Source organism: Mycobacterium sp. THU-M104 (assembly GCF_049197365.1).
Lineage (GTDB): Bacteria > Actinomycetota > Actinomycetes > Mycobacteriales > Mycobacteriaceae > Mycobacterium.
Genome location: NZ_JBMIOP010000091.1, coordinates 1 through 14,000, shown reverse-complemented (window position 1 = coordinate 14,000; position 14,000 = coordinate 1). Strand labels below are relative to the sequence as shown.

General features: G+C 70.2%; 13 protein-coding genes and 1 pseudogene. 11 read left to right on the top strand and 3 right to left on the bottom strand.

Annotation, left to right across the window (positions count from 1 at the left end):
• From eccCb to ACOJVU_RS08670, 9 genes are all read left to right on the top strand, one after another.
• Positions 1-2,294, top strand: a 2,294-nt coding sequence (gene eccCb / locus ACOJVU_RS08710) for a type VII secretion protein EccCb (protein WP_421529410.1), incomplete at its 5' end; no start/stop codon positions are given.
• The gene (locus ACOJVU_RS08705; RefSeq protein ID WP_421529409.1) at positions 2,291-3,508 is read left to right on the top strand and encodes a type VII secretion-associated protein; all 1,218 of its coding nucleotides are present in this window, start codon (positions 2,291-2,293) and stop codon (positions 3,506-3,508) included. The genes eccCb and ACOJVU_RS08705, both read left to right, overlap by 4 nt.
• A 49-nt stretch (positions 3,509-3,557) precedes the next feature.
• Positions 3,558-3,875, top strand: a complete 318-nt coding sequence (locus ACOJVU_RS08700; protein WP_421529408.1) for a WXG100 family type VII secretion target — start codon at positions 3,558-3,560, stop codon at positions 3,873-3,875.
• Positions 3,876-3,891: 16 nt separating this feature from the next.
• On the top strand, positions 3,892-4,188 hold the full coding sequence (locus ACOJVU_RS08695) for a WXG100 family type VII secretion target (protein WP_421529407.1): 297 nt from the start codon (positions 3,892-3,894) through the stop codon (positions 4,186-4,188).
• A 226-nt stretch (positions 4,189-4,414) separates the two neighbouring features.
• The gene (gene rplM, locus ACOJVU_RS08690; protein ID WP_421529406.1) at positions 4,415-4,858 is read left to right on the top strand and encodes a 50S ribosomal protein L13; all 444 of its coding nucleotides are present in this window, start codon (positions 4,415-4,417) and stop codon (positions 4,856-4,858) included.
• 110 nt (positions 4,859-4,968) lie between these two features.
• Positions 4,969-5,382: a 30S ribosomal protein S9 gene (rpsI, locus tag ACOJVU_RS08685; protein WP_421529412.1), complete on the top strand. Its 414-nt coding sequence runs from the start codon at positions 4,969-4,971 to the stop codon at positions 5,380-5,382.
• A gap of 152 nt (positions 5,383-5,534) precedes the next feature.
• Positions 5,535-6,869 (top strand): phosphoglucosamine mutase, encoded by a 1,335-nt coding sequence (glmM, locus tag ACOJVU_RS08680; RefSeq protein ID WP_421529405.1) that lies wholly within the window; start codon positions 5,535-5,537, stop codon positions 6,867-6,869.
• A gap of 43 nt (positions 6,870-6,912) precedes the next feature.
• Positions 6,913-7,218, top strand: a complete 306-nt coding sequence (locus tag ACOJVU_RS08675; RefSeq protein ID WP_421529404.1) for a hypothetical protein — start codon at positions 6,913-6,915, stop codon at positions 7,216-7,218.
• Between the two features lie 2 nt (positions 7,219-7,220).
• On the top strand, positions 7,221-8,591 hold the full coding sequence (locus tag ACOJVU_RS08670; RefSeq protein WP_421529403.1) for a hypothetical protein: 1,371 nt from the start codon (positions 7,221-7,223) through the stop codon (positions 8,589-8,591).
• A 5-nt stretch (positions 8,592-8,596) separates the two neighbouring features.
• On the opposite strand, the gene ACOJVU_RS08665 is transcribed toward ACOJVU_RS08670, so the two are convergent.
• From ACOJVU_RS08665 to ACOJVU_RS08655, 3 genes are read right to left on the bottom strand one after another with little or no spacing between them, the layout of a single operon-like run.
• Positions 8,597-9,640 (bottom strand): LLM class F420-dependent oxidoreductase, encoded by a 1,044-nt coding sequence (locus tag ACOJVU_RS08665; RefSeq protein ID WP_421529402.1) that lies wholly within the window; start codon positions 9,638-9,640, stop codon positions 8,597-8,599.
• Between the two features lie 46 nt (positions 9,641-9,686).
• Positions 9,687-10,538, bottom strand: a complete 852-nt coding sequence (locus ACOJVU_RS08660; RefSeq protein ID WP_421529401.1) for a dienelactone hydrolase family protein — start codon at positions 10,536-10,538, stop codon at positions 9,687-9,689.
• Between the two features lie 49 nt (positions 10,539-10,587).
• Positions 10,588-10,797 (bottom strand): Rv1535 family protein, encoded by a 210-nt coding sequence (locus ACOJVU_RS08655; RefSeq protein WP_421529411.1) that lies wholly within the window; start codon positions 10,795-10,797, stop codon positions 10,588-10,590.
• Positions 10,798-11,210: 413 nt separating this feature from the next.
• On the opposite strand from ACOJVU_RS08655, the gene glmS reads away from it, so the two are divergent.
• Both glmS and ACOJVU_RS08645 read left to right on the top strand, forming a co-directional pair.
• Positions 11,211-13,088, top strand: coding sequence for a glutamine--fructose-6-phosphate transaminase (isomerizing) (glmS, locus tag ACOJVU_RS08650; protein WP_421529400.1), 1,878 nt, complete (start codon positions 11,211-11,213; stop codon positions 13,086-13,088).
• A gap of 111 nt (positions 13,089-13,199) precedes the next feature.
• Positions 13,200-13,995 (top strand): annotated as a pseudogene (locus ACOJVU_RS08645) (DUF4436 domain-containing protein).
• The last annotated feature ends 5 nt before the right edge of the window (positions 13,996-14,000 follow it).

The window sequence follows — 14,000 nt, the reverse complement described above, 5'->3', positions numbered from 1 at the left end:
TCGTCGACTTCAAAGGGGGATCAACCTTTCTGGACATGGCAGGTGCTCCCCACGTCGCGGCGGTCATCACCAACCTGGCCGACGACGCGCCGCTGGTAGCCCGGATGCGTGACGCGCTGGGCGGTGAGATCAACCGTCGCCAGGAGCTGCTGCGGGCGGCCGGGTGTGTCGGTCTCGGGGCCTACGAACGCGCCCGCCGCGACGGCGCCGCGCTGACCCCGCTGCCCTCGTTGTTCATCGTCGTCGACGAGTTCTCCGAACTGCTCAGCCGCAATCCCGATTTCGCCGACACGTTCGTGGCGATCGGCCGGGTCGGCCGCTCGCTGGGCATGCATCTGCTGCTGGCCACTCAGCGCCTCGAAGAGGGCAGGTTGAGGGGTCTGGAGTCCCACCTGTCCTACCGGTTGTGTCTGAAGACGTTGTCCGCCGGCGAATCCCGCCTGGTGCTGGGGACGCCCGACGCCTACGAATTACCCAACACGCCCGGCGCGGGCTACCTGCGTGCCGGCAGCGAAAAGCCGGTCCGCTTCCAGGCCGCCTGCGTGTCGGGACCGCTGCCGTCGTCTGCGCCGCCCGCGAGGCCGCCGGGGACGGTGTACCGGTTCGACACCGGCGCGGTCGGGCCGGTGACCCGGGTCGCGGAGCGCGGCACGGCGCCGACGGTTCTGCACGCGGTCGTGGACCGAGTGTCCGGGCACGGGCCGCCGGCGCACCGGGTGTGGTTGCCGCCGCTGGGTGCGCCGCCGGCGCTGGACACCCTGTTGCGCGAACTCGCGCCGCGCGCACTGACGGTTCCCATCGGCATCGTCGACCGTCCGTTCGAGCAGCGCCGGACACCGCTGCTGGTCGACTTGTCCGCGGGCGCGGGCAACGTGGCGATCGTCGGCGCGCCTCAAAGCGGGAAGTCGACAGCGCTGCGGACGCTGATCACCGCGTTGGCCACCACCCACGATCCGGGCCGGGTTCAGTTCTACTGCCTGGATTTCGGTGGCGGAGCGCTGGCCTCGGTGCGTGACTGGCCGCACGTGGGTGCCGTCGCGAGCCGGGCCGAACCGCGGCTCGCGGCTCGCGTGGTCGCTCAGTGCGAGTCGGTGATGCGCTCGCGGGAAGCCCTCTTCGGTGAGCACCGCATCGACTCGATCGGCCAATACCGCAGGCTGCGTGCGCAGCGCGCGGTACCGCACGACGATCCGTTCGGTGACGTGTTCCTGGTGGTCGACGGCTGGGGGAGGCTGCGGCACGAGTTCGAGGAGCTGGAGTCCTCGATCACCACGGTTGCCGCCCAGGGACTTTCGTTCGGCGTGCACGTGGTGGTATCGGCGGGACGTTGGGCCGAAATCAGGCCGTCGCTGCGCGACCAGATCGGCACCCGCATCGAGCTGCGGCTCGGAGATCCGGCCGACTCCGAACTCGACCGCAAGGCGGCACAGCACGTGCCTCGTGACACTCCGGGCCGTGGCATCTCACCCGACGGTATGCACATGGTGATCGCCGTGCCTGTCGACGAGATCCCGCACAGTGACTCGGCGGCGCCGCCCATACCGTTGCTACCCGCGCACGTGGACCACCACACCGTGGTCGGTGCTGCCGGTGCCGGACCGCGCGCGGGCGTCCTGTTCGGCCTTGAGGAGAGTCGATTATGTCCGGTGGCAGTCGATTTCGAGCGGTACCAACATCTGCTGATCCTCGGGGACAGCGAGTGCGGAAAAACCGCCGCCCTGCGGGTCCTGTGCCGGGAGCTCGCGCGCAGCCTGAGTGTGGCCGAGGCGCACCTGGTGATCGTCGACTTCCGCCGCGGGCTGCTCGGTGTGGTCGAGACCGAACACGTCGGCGGGTACGCGGCATCTCCGGCGGCGCTGGCCGCGCTGCTCCCCGAGTTGCTGGACCGGCTGCGGGAGCGGATGCCACCCGCGGGCGTGAGCCAGGCGCAGCTGCGGGCCAGGGCCTGGTGGTCCGGGCCGGACGTCTACGTGTTGGTCGACGACTACGACCTGGTGGCCGCCCCCTCGGGCAACCCGCTGCTGGGTTTGGCCGAATACCTGCCGTATGCAAGAGATCTGGGCCTGCACCTGGTGATCGCCCGGCGCTGCGGGGGCGCCGAACGCGTGCTGTTCGAGCCCCTGCTGGCGGGCCTGCGCGATCTGGGCGCCACAGAACTGAGAATGAGCGGATGTCCCGCCGACGGCGCCCCGCTGGGTTCGGGCCGGCCGGTGCGGTTGCCGCCGGGGCGCGGCAACCTGGTCACCCGCGCAGGTGACGAACAGCTGATACAAGTGGCCTGGAGTCCGCCGTGAGCGGGCACCGCGCGATCCTCGAGACGGGGCCTGGCACCGTACGCCGGTTATGTTGCGCCACAGATGGATCGGCTGACGCCGAAGTCGTGACGGCGGCCCTGGAAGCGATCGACGACCGGGTCGCGCTGCTCGGGGATCGACCGGTGAGCGTCGATGCGCTGTGGCGCGCCGCGCTCCGATCGTCGCTGTGCCCTGATGCCGGGGCAGCGTTGCTCCTGGTGCACCCGTCGTGGTGGTCGTCCTCGCGTGTCGGCGTGGTCACTGCGGCCGCGTGCACGCTGGCCGACGACGTGGTGGTGCGGCCGCGGTCGTGGCTGTTGGCGCGGGCGTCCGGGGCCGGGGCGGCGGTGGTGGTGGAGATCGCCGAGCGGTTGGTTCTGGTCGCCGGTGCCGAGGTGGTCGCAATACCCCGCGCGACGGGGTGCGGCGAGGCGGAGGAGAAGGTCGCGACGCTTGTCGCCGCGACGACGGGCACGGTGGTGGTCGACGCGCCGGGCACCGTGCCCGGGGCCACGACGTTCGCGAGGTCGCTCAGCGGTGCGGCGCGCGGTGGCGGGCGTGCGGTCGTCCACGTCGACGACGCCGGCATGGCCCGGCTGGCCCGCTCGGCCGGGCCGCCTCCGGCGGGCGCCGGCCGGATCGCGCCGCCGCGGCCGGGCACCGGGGGGTTGCGCACGCGGTCCCGGCTGCGCACCGTGTTCACGGCCGCCGCCGTGGTCATGGCGGCGGCAGCACCGGCCGTGGCGCCGGGCGAGCGTCAGGCCACGGGGCCGGCGCGCGCCGCGGCCTCGACCCTCCTGGTGGAGGGCAGGGTGGTGCTCTCGGTTCCGGCCGGCTGGCCGGCCCAGCGCGTGGTCACCGGGCCCGGTTCGGCACGGGTGCAGGTCACCTCGCCGTCCGATCCCGAGGTCGCGCTGCACATCACCCAGTCACCGGTGCCCGGTGAGGCGCTGAGCGGCGCCGCCGAGCGGCTCAAGCGGGCTATCGACGCCGAACCGGCCGCGGTGTTCGTGGACTTCGACCCGTCGGGGACCAGCGCAGGCCGCCCCGCGGCCACCTACCGCGAGGTGCGGGCCCGCCACCACGTGTGGTGGACGGTACTACTGGACGGCGCCGTCCGGATCAGCGTCGGGTGCCAGAGCCGTCCCGGTGGCTATGCCGTCGTGCGCGACGTGTGCGAGCAGGCGGTCCGCTCCGCGCACGCGGTTGGATGAACCGGAATTCGGTGGGAACCGAACCCGCTCCGCCGAGGTCGAACCTGATATGGCGACTTCCAACACCCTGAGCACCGACTTCGACCTGATGCGCTCGGTCGCGGCCACGACCGACACCCGCAACGAAGAACTCCGGGCGATGCTGCAGGTATTCATCGGCCGCATGGGCGGCGTCCCGCCGTCGGTATGGGGCGGGCCCGCGGCGGCGCGGTTCAAGGAGGTGGTGGATCGCTGGAACGCCGAGTCGTTGCGGCTGCACCACGTCCTGCATGACATCGCCGAGACCATCCGGCACAACGCGGCCGCCCTGCAGGAGGCCGCACAACACCATGCCCACCGCGTCGCCGCCTCCGGCGCACACCTGTGACGGGAAGGAGACAGTCGTGGACCCGGTGCTGTCCTACAACTTCGGCGAACTGGAATACGCTGTGCGCCAAGAGATCCACGCCACGTCGGCGCGGTTCAACGCCGCGCTGGAGGAGTTGAGATCGCAGATCGCCCCGCTGCAGCAGCTGTGGACCCGGGAAGCGGCGGCCGCCTACCAGGTGGAGCAGCTGAAGTGGCATCAGGCAGCGACCGCGCTCAACGAGATCCTCGTCGACCTCGGCAACGCCGTACGCGACGGCGCCGAGGAGGTGGCCGACGCCGACCGCCGAGCCGCCGGTCTCTGGGCGCGGTAGCCGTCGCGCTCCCACGAACGTCTGTGTGGTTCCGGCGGAGGAGAGCCGCCGGGACCACACAGCGATTTTGACCTGCGGGGACGTCCGTCGGTAAGCTGCTGCGTTGGCGTGCGGTAACGCCGGGGCCTCGGGTCAATGTCGGTCGCCGAGATCAGCCCCACCGTGTGGCGCCTGACCGGCACCCGGGTTGCACCGGGATTCACCCCGAGAAGAGAAGGTAAGCCCTGTGCCTACTTATGCGCCGAAGGCGGGTGACACCACGCGGTCGTGGTATGTCATCGACGCCACGGACGTGGTGCTTGGCCGTCTTGCCGTTGCGGTAGCCACCCTGCTGCGCGGTAAGCACAAGCCGACGTTCGCCCCCAACGTCGATGGCGGCGACTTCGTCATCGTCATCAATGCCGACAAGGTCGCCATCGGCCCCGAGAAGCTGCGCGACAAGCTGGCTTACCGCCACTCCGGATACCCCGGTGGCCTGCGCAAGCGCACCATCGGAGAGCTGATGCAGAAGCACCCCGACCGCGTCGTCGAAAAAGCGATCGTCGGCATGCTGCCCAAGAACAAGCTCAGTCGGCAGATCCAGCGCAAGCTGCACGTCTACGCCGGTCCGGAGCACCCCCACGCCGCGCAACAGCCGGTTCCGTTCGAGATCAAGCAGGTGGCCCAGTGACCGAGACGACCGAAGCCGTGGAAGAAGCTCCGCAGGCCACCGAAGCCACCGAAGCGCCGGAAGCCGCTCTCGAGGCCCCAGAGCGCACCGAGGCTGCCGGGGTCACCGGTATGCCCGCCGGCGACTCCTTTGTGTTCGAGCGGCCCATCCAGACCGTCGGCCGCCGCAAGGAGGCCGTGGTGCGGGTGCGGCTGGTGCCCGGCACCGGCAAATTCGACCTCAACGGCCGCAGCCTGGAGGAATACTTCCCCAACAAGGTGCACCAGCAGCTGATCAAGGCTCCGCTGGTGGCGGTGGACCGGGCGGAAAACTTCGACATCTTCGCCCACCTGACCGGCGGCGGACCATCGGGACAGGCCGGTGCGCTGCGCCTGGGCATCGCCCGCGCGCTGATTCTCGTGCAGCCGGAGGACCGCCCCGCGCTGAAGAAGGCGGGCTTTCTCACCCGCGATCCGCGTGCTACCGAGCGCAAGAAGTACGGCCTGAAGAAGGCACGTAAGGCACCCCAGTACAGCAAGCGCTGATCGGCGGTCACTTTCCGGCCGCGAAGCGGCATCTCGCACGAGACTTTGTGTCCGGTTTTCGGCGTGTCTGCGCGCGATCGTGCGCGGTTTCGGTCAGAAAAAAACAGGCACGCTGGGTGCTGGACCGCCCAAACTGTGAGAGGTTTGTCCGCATGGGTCGACTATTCGGCACTGACGGTGTTCGTGGGGTCGCCAATCGTGAGTTGACCGCCGAGCTGGCGTTGGCGCTGGGCGTGGCAGCGGCCGGGCACCTGGCGCGGCCGGGCGGACCCGGCAGGCGGGTCGCAGTGGTGGGCCGGGACCCCCGTGCCAGCGGGGAGATGCTGGAAGCCGCGGTGATCGCCGGGCTGACCAGCCAGGGCGTCGACGCGCTGCGGGTCGGGGTGCTGCCCACACCGGCGGTGGCCTACCTGACCTGTGCCTATGACGCCGACTTCGGTGTCATGATCTCGGCATCGCACAATCCGATGCCCGACAACGGCATCAAGGTGTTCGGTCCCGGCGGCCGCAAACTCGACGACGACAGCGAGAACCGGATCGAGGAACTCCTCGCCGCCGGGCCGGGGGTGCGGCCGGTCGGTGCGGGGATCGGCCGGGTGATCGACGCCGAGGACGCCGCGGACCGCTACCTTCGCCACGTCGGCAAGGCCAGCACGCTGCGGCTCGACGGGCTGACCGTGGTCGTCGACTGCGCCCACGGCGCGGCGTCGTCGGCCGCCCCGACCGCCTACCGCGCGGCCGGTGCCCGGGTCATCGCGATCAACGCCGAGCCCAACGGGCTCAACATCAACGACGGTTGTGGGTCCACTCACCTGGATTCGCTGCGCGCGGCGGTCGTCGCGCACGGTGCCGATCTCGGCTTGGCGCACGACGGGGACGCCGATCGGTGTCTGGCCGTCGACGCCGGCGGACACGTCGTCGACGGCGACGCGATCATGGTCGTGCTCGCGTTGGCGATGCAGGAGGCTCGGGAGCTCGCCTCGGACACACTGGTCACGACCGTGATGAGCAACCTGGGGCTGCATCTGGCCATGCGTTCGGCCGGTATCAGCGTGCGCACGACCGGCGTCGGCGACCGCTATGTTCTGGAGGAGTTGCGCGCCGGCGACTACAGCCTCGGCGGGGAGCAGTCCGGCCACATCGTCATGCCCGCGCTGGGCTCCACCGGAGACGGCATCGTCACCGGTCTGAGATTGATGACCCGCATGGTGCAGGCGGGCGCCCCGCTGGCCGAGCTCGCCGCGGCGATGCGGACGTTGCCCCAGGTGTTGATCAACGTCGAGGTCGCCGACAGGGCCGCCTCCGCGGCGCCGTCGGTGCAGGCCGCTGTCGCGGAGGCGACGACCGAGTTGGGCGATACGGGCCGAATCCTGTTGCGGCCCTCCGGAACCGAACCCGTGATCCGCGTCATGGTCGAAGCGCCCGCCAAGGAGGTCGCGGAGCGGATCGCCGCGCGGGTGGCCGAAGCGGTCAGCGCCGCGGGCTGATCTTCGCCGGAACCCCGGCGCCGCTCCCGGCGTCGGAACAGGCATGAGAGAACGCAGTTGTGCCGAGGTTGACGTGCTGGCGGTGCACGGGGTCGCCGACCGATTGAGGGTGGCCGCCGAACTGATCGACGACGCCGTGGAGGAGCACCTGGCCAGGCTGGCCTTCAGCGGGGCCGGTGCAGGGCGCCCATACACCGCGCGCGGCGATGCACTGCGTGCGGGCCTGCAGAGGCTCGCGGCCGAGTTGTCGCAGTGGTCCCGGGCGTCCGTGGCCGTCGCCGTTGCCCTGCGAGCCAGCGCCGACCGCTATGCCGACGCCGAACTGTATGCCGCCAGACGGATCGCTTGAGCATGGCCGACAGGTTTGACGTCGCCGAACGCCTCGCCGACGGCCGGTTCGCCGCGGAGCACATCCAGTGCTACGTGCAGGCCTGTCGCGCGCTTGGTTACCGGGAGCCCGACCTGACGGCGCGCCCGTCCCAGATCCTCGACTGGTACGACAGCGAACAGGGCCTGGACCTGCATGCACTGGATCGCGACTGTGCGCAACTTCGTGCGGCGGGCGCCGCAGTCGCCGAAGGCCTCCGCATTCAGCGGGCCCAGGTAGACGAGCTGGCCGCGGCATGGACGGGCCCGGGCGGTGCCGCCGCGATCGCGTTCCTGCGTCGCCATTGCGACGCGGCCGACACCGTGACCACCGAGGTCCGTGCTGCGGCGCAGCGGTGTGAGTCGTTGCGCGACAACCTGTGGTACCTGCTCGACTCGAAGGTCGCCACGACCGTCGCCATCGACGATCGCACGCGGGCGCAGCGGGCGGCATGGTTAACGGCCGCCGCAGCGGCCACCCACGGGGCCGGCGATCCGGAGTCTGTCGAACAGGTCGTCCGTCACGAGATAAACCCCTACGTCGACAACGACATTCGCAACGACTGGCTGACCGCGATGCGTTCGAACATGGCGGGGATCGCAGCGGCCTACGACATGGTCATCGACAGGATGGCCGTCGCGCCGGTGGCGTACTTCGAGGTTCCCGGCGATTTCGGGCCGGCCTACCAACCGGACCCGCCGGCGGCCGTCGTACCCGCGGCCGTCGTACCCGCGGCCGCCGTACCTGCCGCGGCGGCGTCTCTCGGGCCGACCGGCTCGGTGGATCCTGCGCCGACCGGCGCGCAGCCCCTGCCCCCCGTGCCAGCCGGCCCGCCGCCGGCCGCTGCCACGGCGCCTTCGGCCCAGGACTGGGGAGCGGCGCTCGGTGACGCGGCGGGTATGCCCGCCGGCGGTCTGGGCGGCGATCTAGGTGGCCTGGGCGGTTTGAGCGGACTCGCGGGTCGGATCGTCGATGCCATGGGTGGTCTGCTCGGTTCGGCCGGCCGGCTCGGCGACCCGGCGGCGCTCGACGATGCACTGAGCGCCGCGGACGACCCCGGCGGCGACGCCCCCTTCCGCCCAGTCGGCAGGGACCAGAACGCCGACGAGCAGTCCCCCGGCGACGATGTCGAGGACGTCGGCCAAACGGACCAGGACGACCAGTCGCAACCCGGTGACCAGTCGCAACCCGGTGACCAGTCGCAACCCGGTGACCAGTCGCAACCGGTCGATGCGCTGGCGCCGGTCGCTGCACCCGGTCCCGTGGCGCCGCCGGGCGACGCGGAACCTGCGGTGGACCAGGCAGCGACACCGTGTGAGATCGCCGCGGATCAGCTGCCGCAGGCGGGCCAGTGACGAGTTCAGTCGGGTCGCAGCTCGAGAAGCTCTTGAACATGACGCACTGATTCCCTGGGTTCGGCGGCCACCGGGCTGACCAACAACGTCGTCACCCCGGCCTCGGCGAAAGCCGCCAGGCGTTCGGCTACGAACCCTCGGGGGCCGACCAGCGAAATCCCGCGCACCAACTCGTCGGGCACGGCATCGGTGGCCTCCAGCTTGCGGCCGGACAGATACAGCTCCTGAATCCGGTCGGCGACCTCACCGAACCCGTACCGGGTCGCGAGATTGTGGTAGAAGTTGCGGCCCTTGGCCCCCATCCCGCCGATGTAAAGGGCCAGCTGAGGTTTCACCCAGGCCAATCGCTCCTCGACGCCGTCACCGATGGCCAGCGACGCGTGCACCATGACATCCAGCGGCCCCAGCCCGGGATCGCGTTTGGCAGCACCGGCGGCCAGCGCCTCGCCCCAGACGGAATCGGCTTTCTCCGGCAGGTAGAAAACCGGCTGCCAGCCTTCGGCGATCTCGGCGGTCAATTCCACGTTCTTCGGGCCCAGCGCGGCAATCGTGATCGGGATACGTTCGCGCACAGGATGATTGATCAGACGGAGAGGTTTGCCCAGTCCCGTGCCCCGGCCGGGCGGCACCGGGATCTGATAATGCGTGCCGGCGTATTCGAGCCGTTCGCGTCGCCACACCTTCCGGCAGATTTCCACGACTTCGCGGGTGCGGCCCAACGGCGCGTCGAACTCCACGCCGTGAAATCCTTCGATCACCTGGGGCCCGGACGTGCCGATCCCGAGGCGGAACCGGCCGTCGGACACGAAGTCCAGGCCCGCGGCGGTCATGGCCAGCAGCGACGGTGTCCGGAGATAGAGAGGAACCACGCCTGAGGCCAACTCGACGATGTCTGCCTTGGCGGCCAGGTATCCGAGCTGGCTGACGGCGTCGAAGGAATATGCCTCGGCCACCACCGCGATGTCGAGGCCGGACTTCTCCAGCTCGACGACGCGGTCGACGGCCTGGTGAAAGCCACCCGAATAATCCAGAGCTATCCCGATGCGCACCCACGAGGCATACCACGACGTCCCCGGCCCGCTGCCGCGGGCCGCGCTATTTCAGCAGCGCGACGATCTTGTCTTCCAGCGAAACCGGCGGGGTCTGGGGGTCCACCTGATCGGTCCTGGGCAGGTGCACGTCCGGATCGGCGAAGTCGCGGTAGGCCTTGTCACCGCCGAGTGTGCAGAGCAGGTACCCGGTCAGCAGCGCACGGACCGAGCGCTGCGTGCGCCGGTGCGACCCGCCCAGCCCGAAGGCTTGGGGCAGTCGCCGGCCCTCGGCCAGCCCGCCGCGTTCGGCTTTGCGGACGATGCGCAGCGTGGCCGCCTGCCATGCGTGCGACAGGGCCAGCGCGTTGGAGTTCAGCGACGCGGGGTCTGCGGGCGCGGTCAGGATCAGGCCGGGAACCTTCAACGTCGCTGCCGGCTCCTCGGCCCGGGGACTGGTCACCGTCGGGAAGATCGCCGCGACTGCTCGGGCCGGCTCGCCGGCCATCCCGGCCATGCCGGCGGCGGCGAACACGGCAGCCGACCCGCCGAACCCGTGGCCCGCCAGGCCGAGCTTGGCGGGATGGACGCTGATCTTGCCCGGTCCGAGGCGAACTCCCGCCATGATGTCGAGCGCGGTACCGAGGTCGAACGCCAGATTCAGCACCGACGGCGCCACGCCACGCTCGGTGTCAGGAGCGCCCGCCGCGATGCCCCACGACGCCAGGTGCTCCAGAAGACCGTGATAGCGGGCGGCGCCGGTGAGCCAGTCGTGGCCGAAGGCCACGCCGGGAAGGTTCAGCCCCGCCTCTGGGGTGTAGACCACCCCCGGCAGGCCCGCGAAGGCCAGGTCACCGCGCAAAACCCGGTGCGGGCCACGGCGGCTGAGGGTCGCGACGAGCGTGCGGATGCGGGCCACCCGTCGACGGTAGCGCACCGCGGCGGTGCGCCGGGTGCCTCAGCGGCCGTTACGCGAGCACCTCGATGACCCCCACCCGCCACAGCGCCGCGTAAAGCTGGCGCAGCGGAACGCTCAACATGCGGGCTGCGGCGTTCACCAGTGGATCACCGCCTCCGGCGATCGGCGAGTGCCGGCGCGGACCTGGTGGCGGGGTGGCCGGCGTCGACCCATGAGCATGGTCGGCGCACAGGACTTCGTCGTAGAGCACAGCCGTCATGGTTCCCTCCTCGAAGCTCTGATCGGTGGCCGCTGTGATGTGCACCGTCGCGAAATTCTCCGTGAGCACGTGATCGGGACGGCCCATCGGGCGTTGGCGTGTCGTGAAACATTTGCTGAACACACGTCATCGCGTGGCACATGCCGCCAGATTCGCGGGGCCATCGACGGTGAACCGTGCGGTGTACGGCCGAGCCCTGTGCGGGAGCTGGACAAAAATCGGAGCTCTGGCTCGCGGAGACGTCTGGGGAATCGGTGCTTTCGTGGTCACACGAGCCGATATGGACCCGGCCGGGCATCGGCTGTGGCTCGCGCCCGGGCGCGCCATCCGGCGTCAGGCAGGCCCCGCGCCGTAGCTCCGGCCGTCCGCGTGCGTCACCGCCCCGACGGTGGCCCTGCACTACCCTGGGATGGATGTGCGGAATCGTCGGCTACGTCGGGCAGCGTCGAGCCCACGAGGTCGTCATGGACGCGCTGCGCCGGATGGAGTACCGCGGCTACGACTCGTCGGGGATCGCGCTGGTCGAGGCGGACGGCCGGCTCACCGTGCGCCGTCGCGCCGGCCGGCTGGCCAACCTCGAGCAGGCGGTCGCCGACATGGCGGCGTCGTCGGAGAGTTCGCTGACCGGCACCACCGGCCTGGGCCACACGCGCTGGGCCACCCATGGGCGCCCCACCGATCGCAACGCCCACCCGCACCGCGACGCCACCGGCCGGATCGCCGTCGTCCACAACGGCATCATCGAGAATTTCGCGGTCCTGCGTCAGGAGCTGGAGGCGACCGGGGTGGAGTTCGCCAGCGACACCGACACCGAGGTCGCGGTGCACCTGGTGGCGCAGGCATACCGCCACGGCGCCACGGCCGGTGACTTCGTCGCGTCGGTGCTTGCGGTGCTGCGCAGGCTGGAAGGCCATTTCACGCTGGTGTTCGCCAGCGCCGACGCGCCCGGCACCATCGTCGCCGCCCGCCGGTCCACACCGCTGGTGCTGGGCATCGGCGACGGCGAGATGTTCGTCGGCTCCGACGTGGCGGCGTTCATCCCGCACACCCGCCGCGCCGTCGAACTGGGTCAGGACCAGGCCGTGGTGCTGACCGCGGACTGCTACCGGATCACCGACTTCGACGGCAACGACGACGCCGCCAACGCCCACGAGTTCCACATCGACTGGGACCTGGCCGCCGCCGAAAAAGGCGGCTACGAGTACTTCATGCTCAAGGAGATCGCCGAGCAGCCCACCGCGGTGGCCGACACGCTGCTCGGGCACTTCGTCGACGGCCGCATCGTGCTGGACGAGCAGCGACTGAGCGACCAGGAACTCCGCGACATCGACAAGGTGTTCGTGGTCGCCTGCGGTACCGCTTATCACTCCGGGCTGCTGGCCAAGTACGCGATCGAGCACTGGACCCGGCTGCCGGTGGAGGTGGAGCTGGCCAGCGAATTCCGCTATCGGGACCCGGTACTGGACCGCAGCACACTGGTGGTCGCCATCTCGCAGTCCGGCGAGACCGCCGACACCCTGGAAGCGGTGCGCCATGCCAAGGAACAGAAGGCCAAGGTGCTGGCGATCTGCAACACCAACGGCTCGCAGATCCCGCGTGAATGCGATGCGGTCCTCTACACCCGCGCCGGCCCGGAGATCGGCGTGGCCTCCACCAAGACGTTCCTCGCACAGATCGCCGCCAACTACCTGGTGGGGCTGGCACTGGCGCAGGCCCGCGGCACCAAGTATCCAGACGAGGTCGAGCGCGAATACCGTGAGCTGGAAGCGATGCCCGACCTGGTGGCCCGGATGCTCGCGACGATCGGGCCGGTGGCCGACCTGGCCTACCGATTCGCCCAGTCCTCGGCGGTGCTGTTCCTGGGCCGCCACGTCGGCTACCCGGTCGCGCTGGAAGGCGCGCTCAAACTCAAGGAACTGGCCTACATGCACGCCGAGGGCTTCGCCGCCGGCGAGCTCAAGCACGGCCCGATCGCGTTGATCGAAGACGGCCTGCCGGTCATAGTGATCATGCCCTCGCCCAAGGGGCAGGCCACGCTGCACGCCAAGCTGCTCTCCAACATCCGGGAAGTTCAGACGCGCGGCGCGATCACCATCGTCATCGCCGAGGAGGGTGACGACACCGTGCGTCCCTACGCCGATTACCTGGTCGAAATCCCCTCGGTGTCAACACTTCTGCAGCCGCTGCTGTCCACTGTGCCGTTGCAGGTGTTCGCCGCGTCGGTGGCGCAGGCCCGCGGCTACGACGTCGACAAACCACGCAACCTGGCCAAGTCCGTCACCGTGGAGTAGGCCCCGACCGCCGCCGCCTGCTCGCGCCGCTTTGGCCGAATCGCCGCAGTGCACCGCTTCGTGGCACTACATTCCGCGGGGACGTTCACCGGGGTGCAAAAAGGGAGCAGTATGGGCGCAGCGGTCGGCAGATTCGACGTCGTCGGTCTGGTCGTGGGCATCGTCGGGGCGTACGTGGCCGCGGTCGCGCTGTACGCCGCCGGCGACGATGAATGTCGAAGACATCCAGTCGAATTACAGCGTGCTCGTCGCCAACCTGACCGTGATTCCCGGCTCGGCGCTGCTGGACCCGCAAACCCACCACCTCAGCGAGGATCTCAGCCTGCGGGTCCGGTCGGTCGCCTCGCCGACCCGCCGCACGCGGACCAGGGGCATGTTGCCGGGCACGTTCCCCGTTCCGCTGACCATCGCCGGCGAGATCGAACGCTGGCCCTTCGACCACTACCGTTCCGGGCCCGTCGAGGTCGGACTGTTCCGCGGCGACCAGTCCGAGCACATCCGCGTGCCCGTGAAGTTCGTCAACGATCTCTCCGGGTGGGAGGTCGCCGCCGGTCACCGCAACGGGCAGGGCCCCTACTGGGTGGGCCTGCAGCGGTCGCTGAGCACGGCGGCGTTCGCCATCGTGATCCTCGGCGTCCTGATCACCATCGCCGTCCTGGCCCTGGTTGTCGCGATCCAGACCGCGCGCGACCGGCGCAGGTTCCAGCCGCCGATGACGACCTGGTACGCGGCGATGCTCTTCGCGGTGGTGCCGCTGCGCAACGCGCTGCCCGGCTCGCCGCCGTTCGGCAGCTGGATCGACATCACCATCGTCCTGTGGGTGCTCGTCGCATTGGCGGTGTCGATGTCCCTCTACATCAACTGCTGGTGGCGGCACCTGAGGCCGGACAACCCCTCGCGTTCCTGATGCGT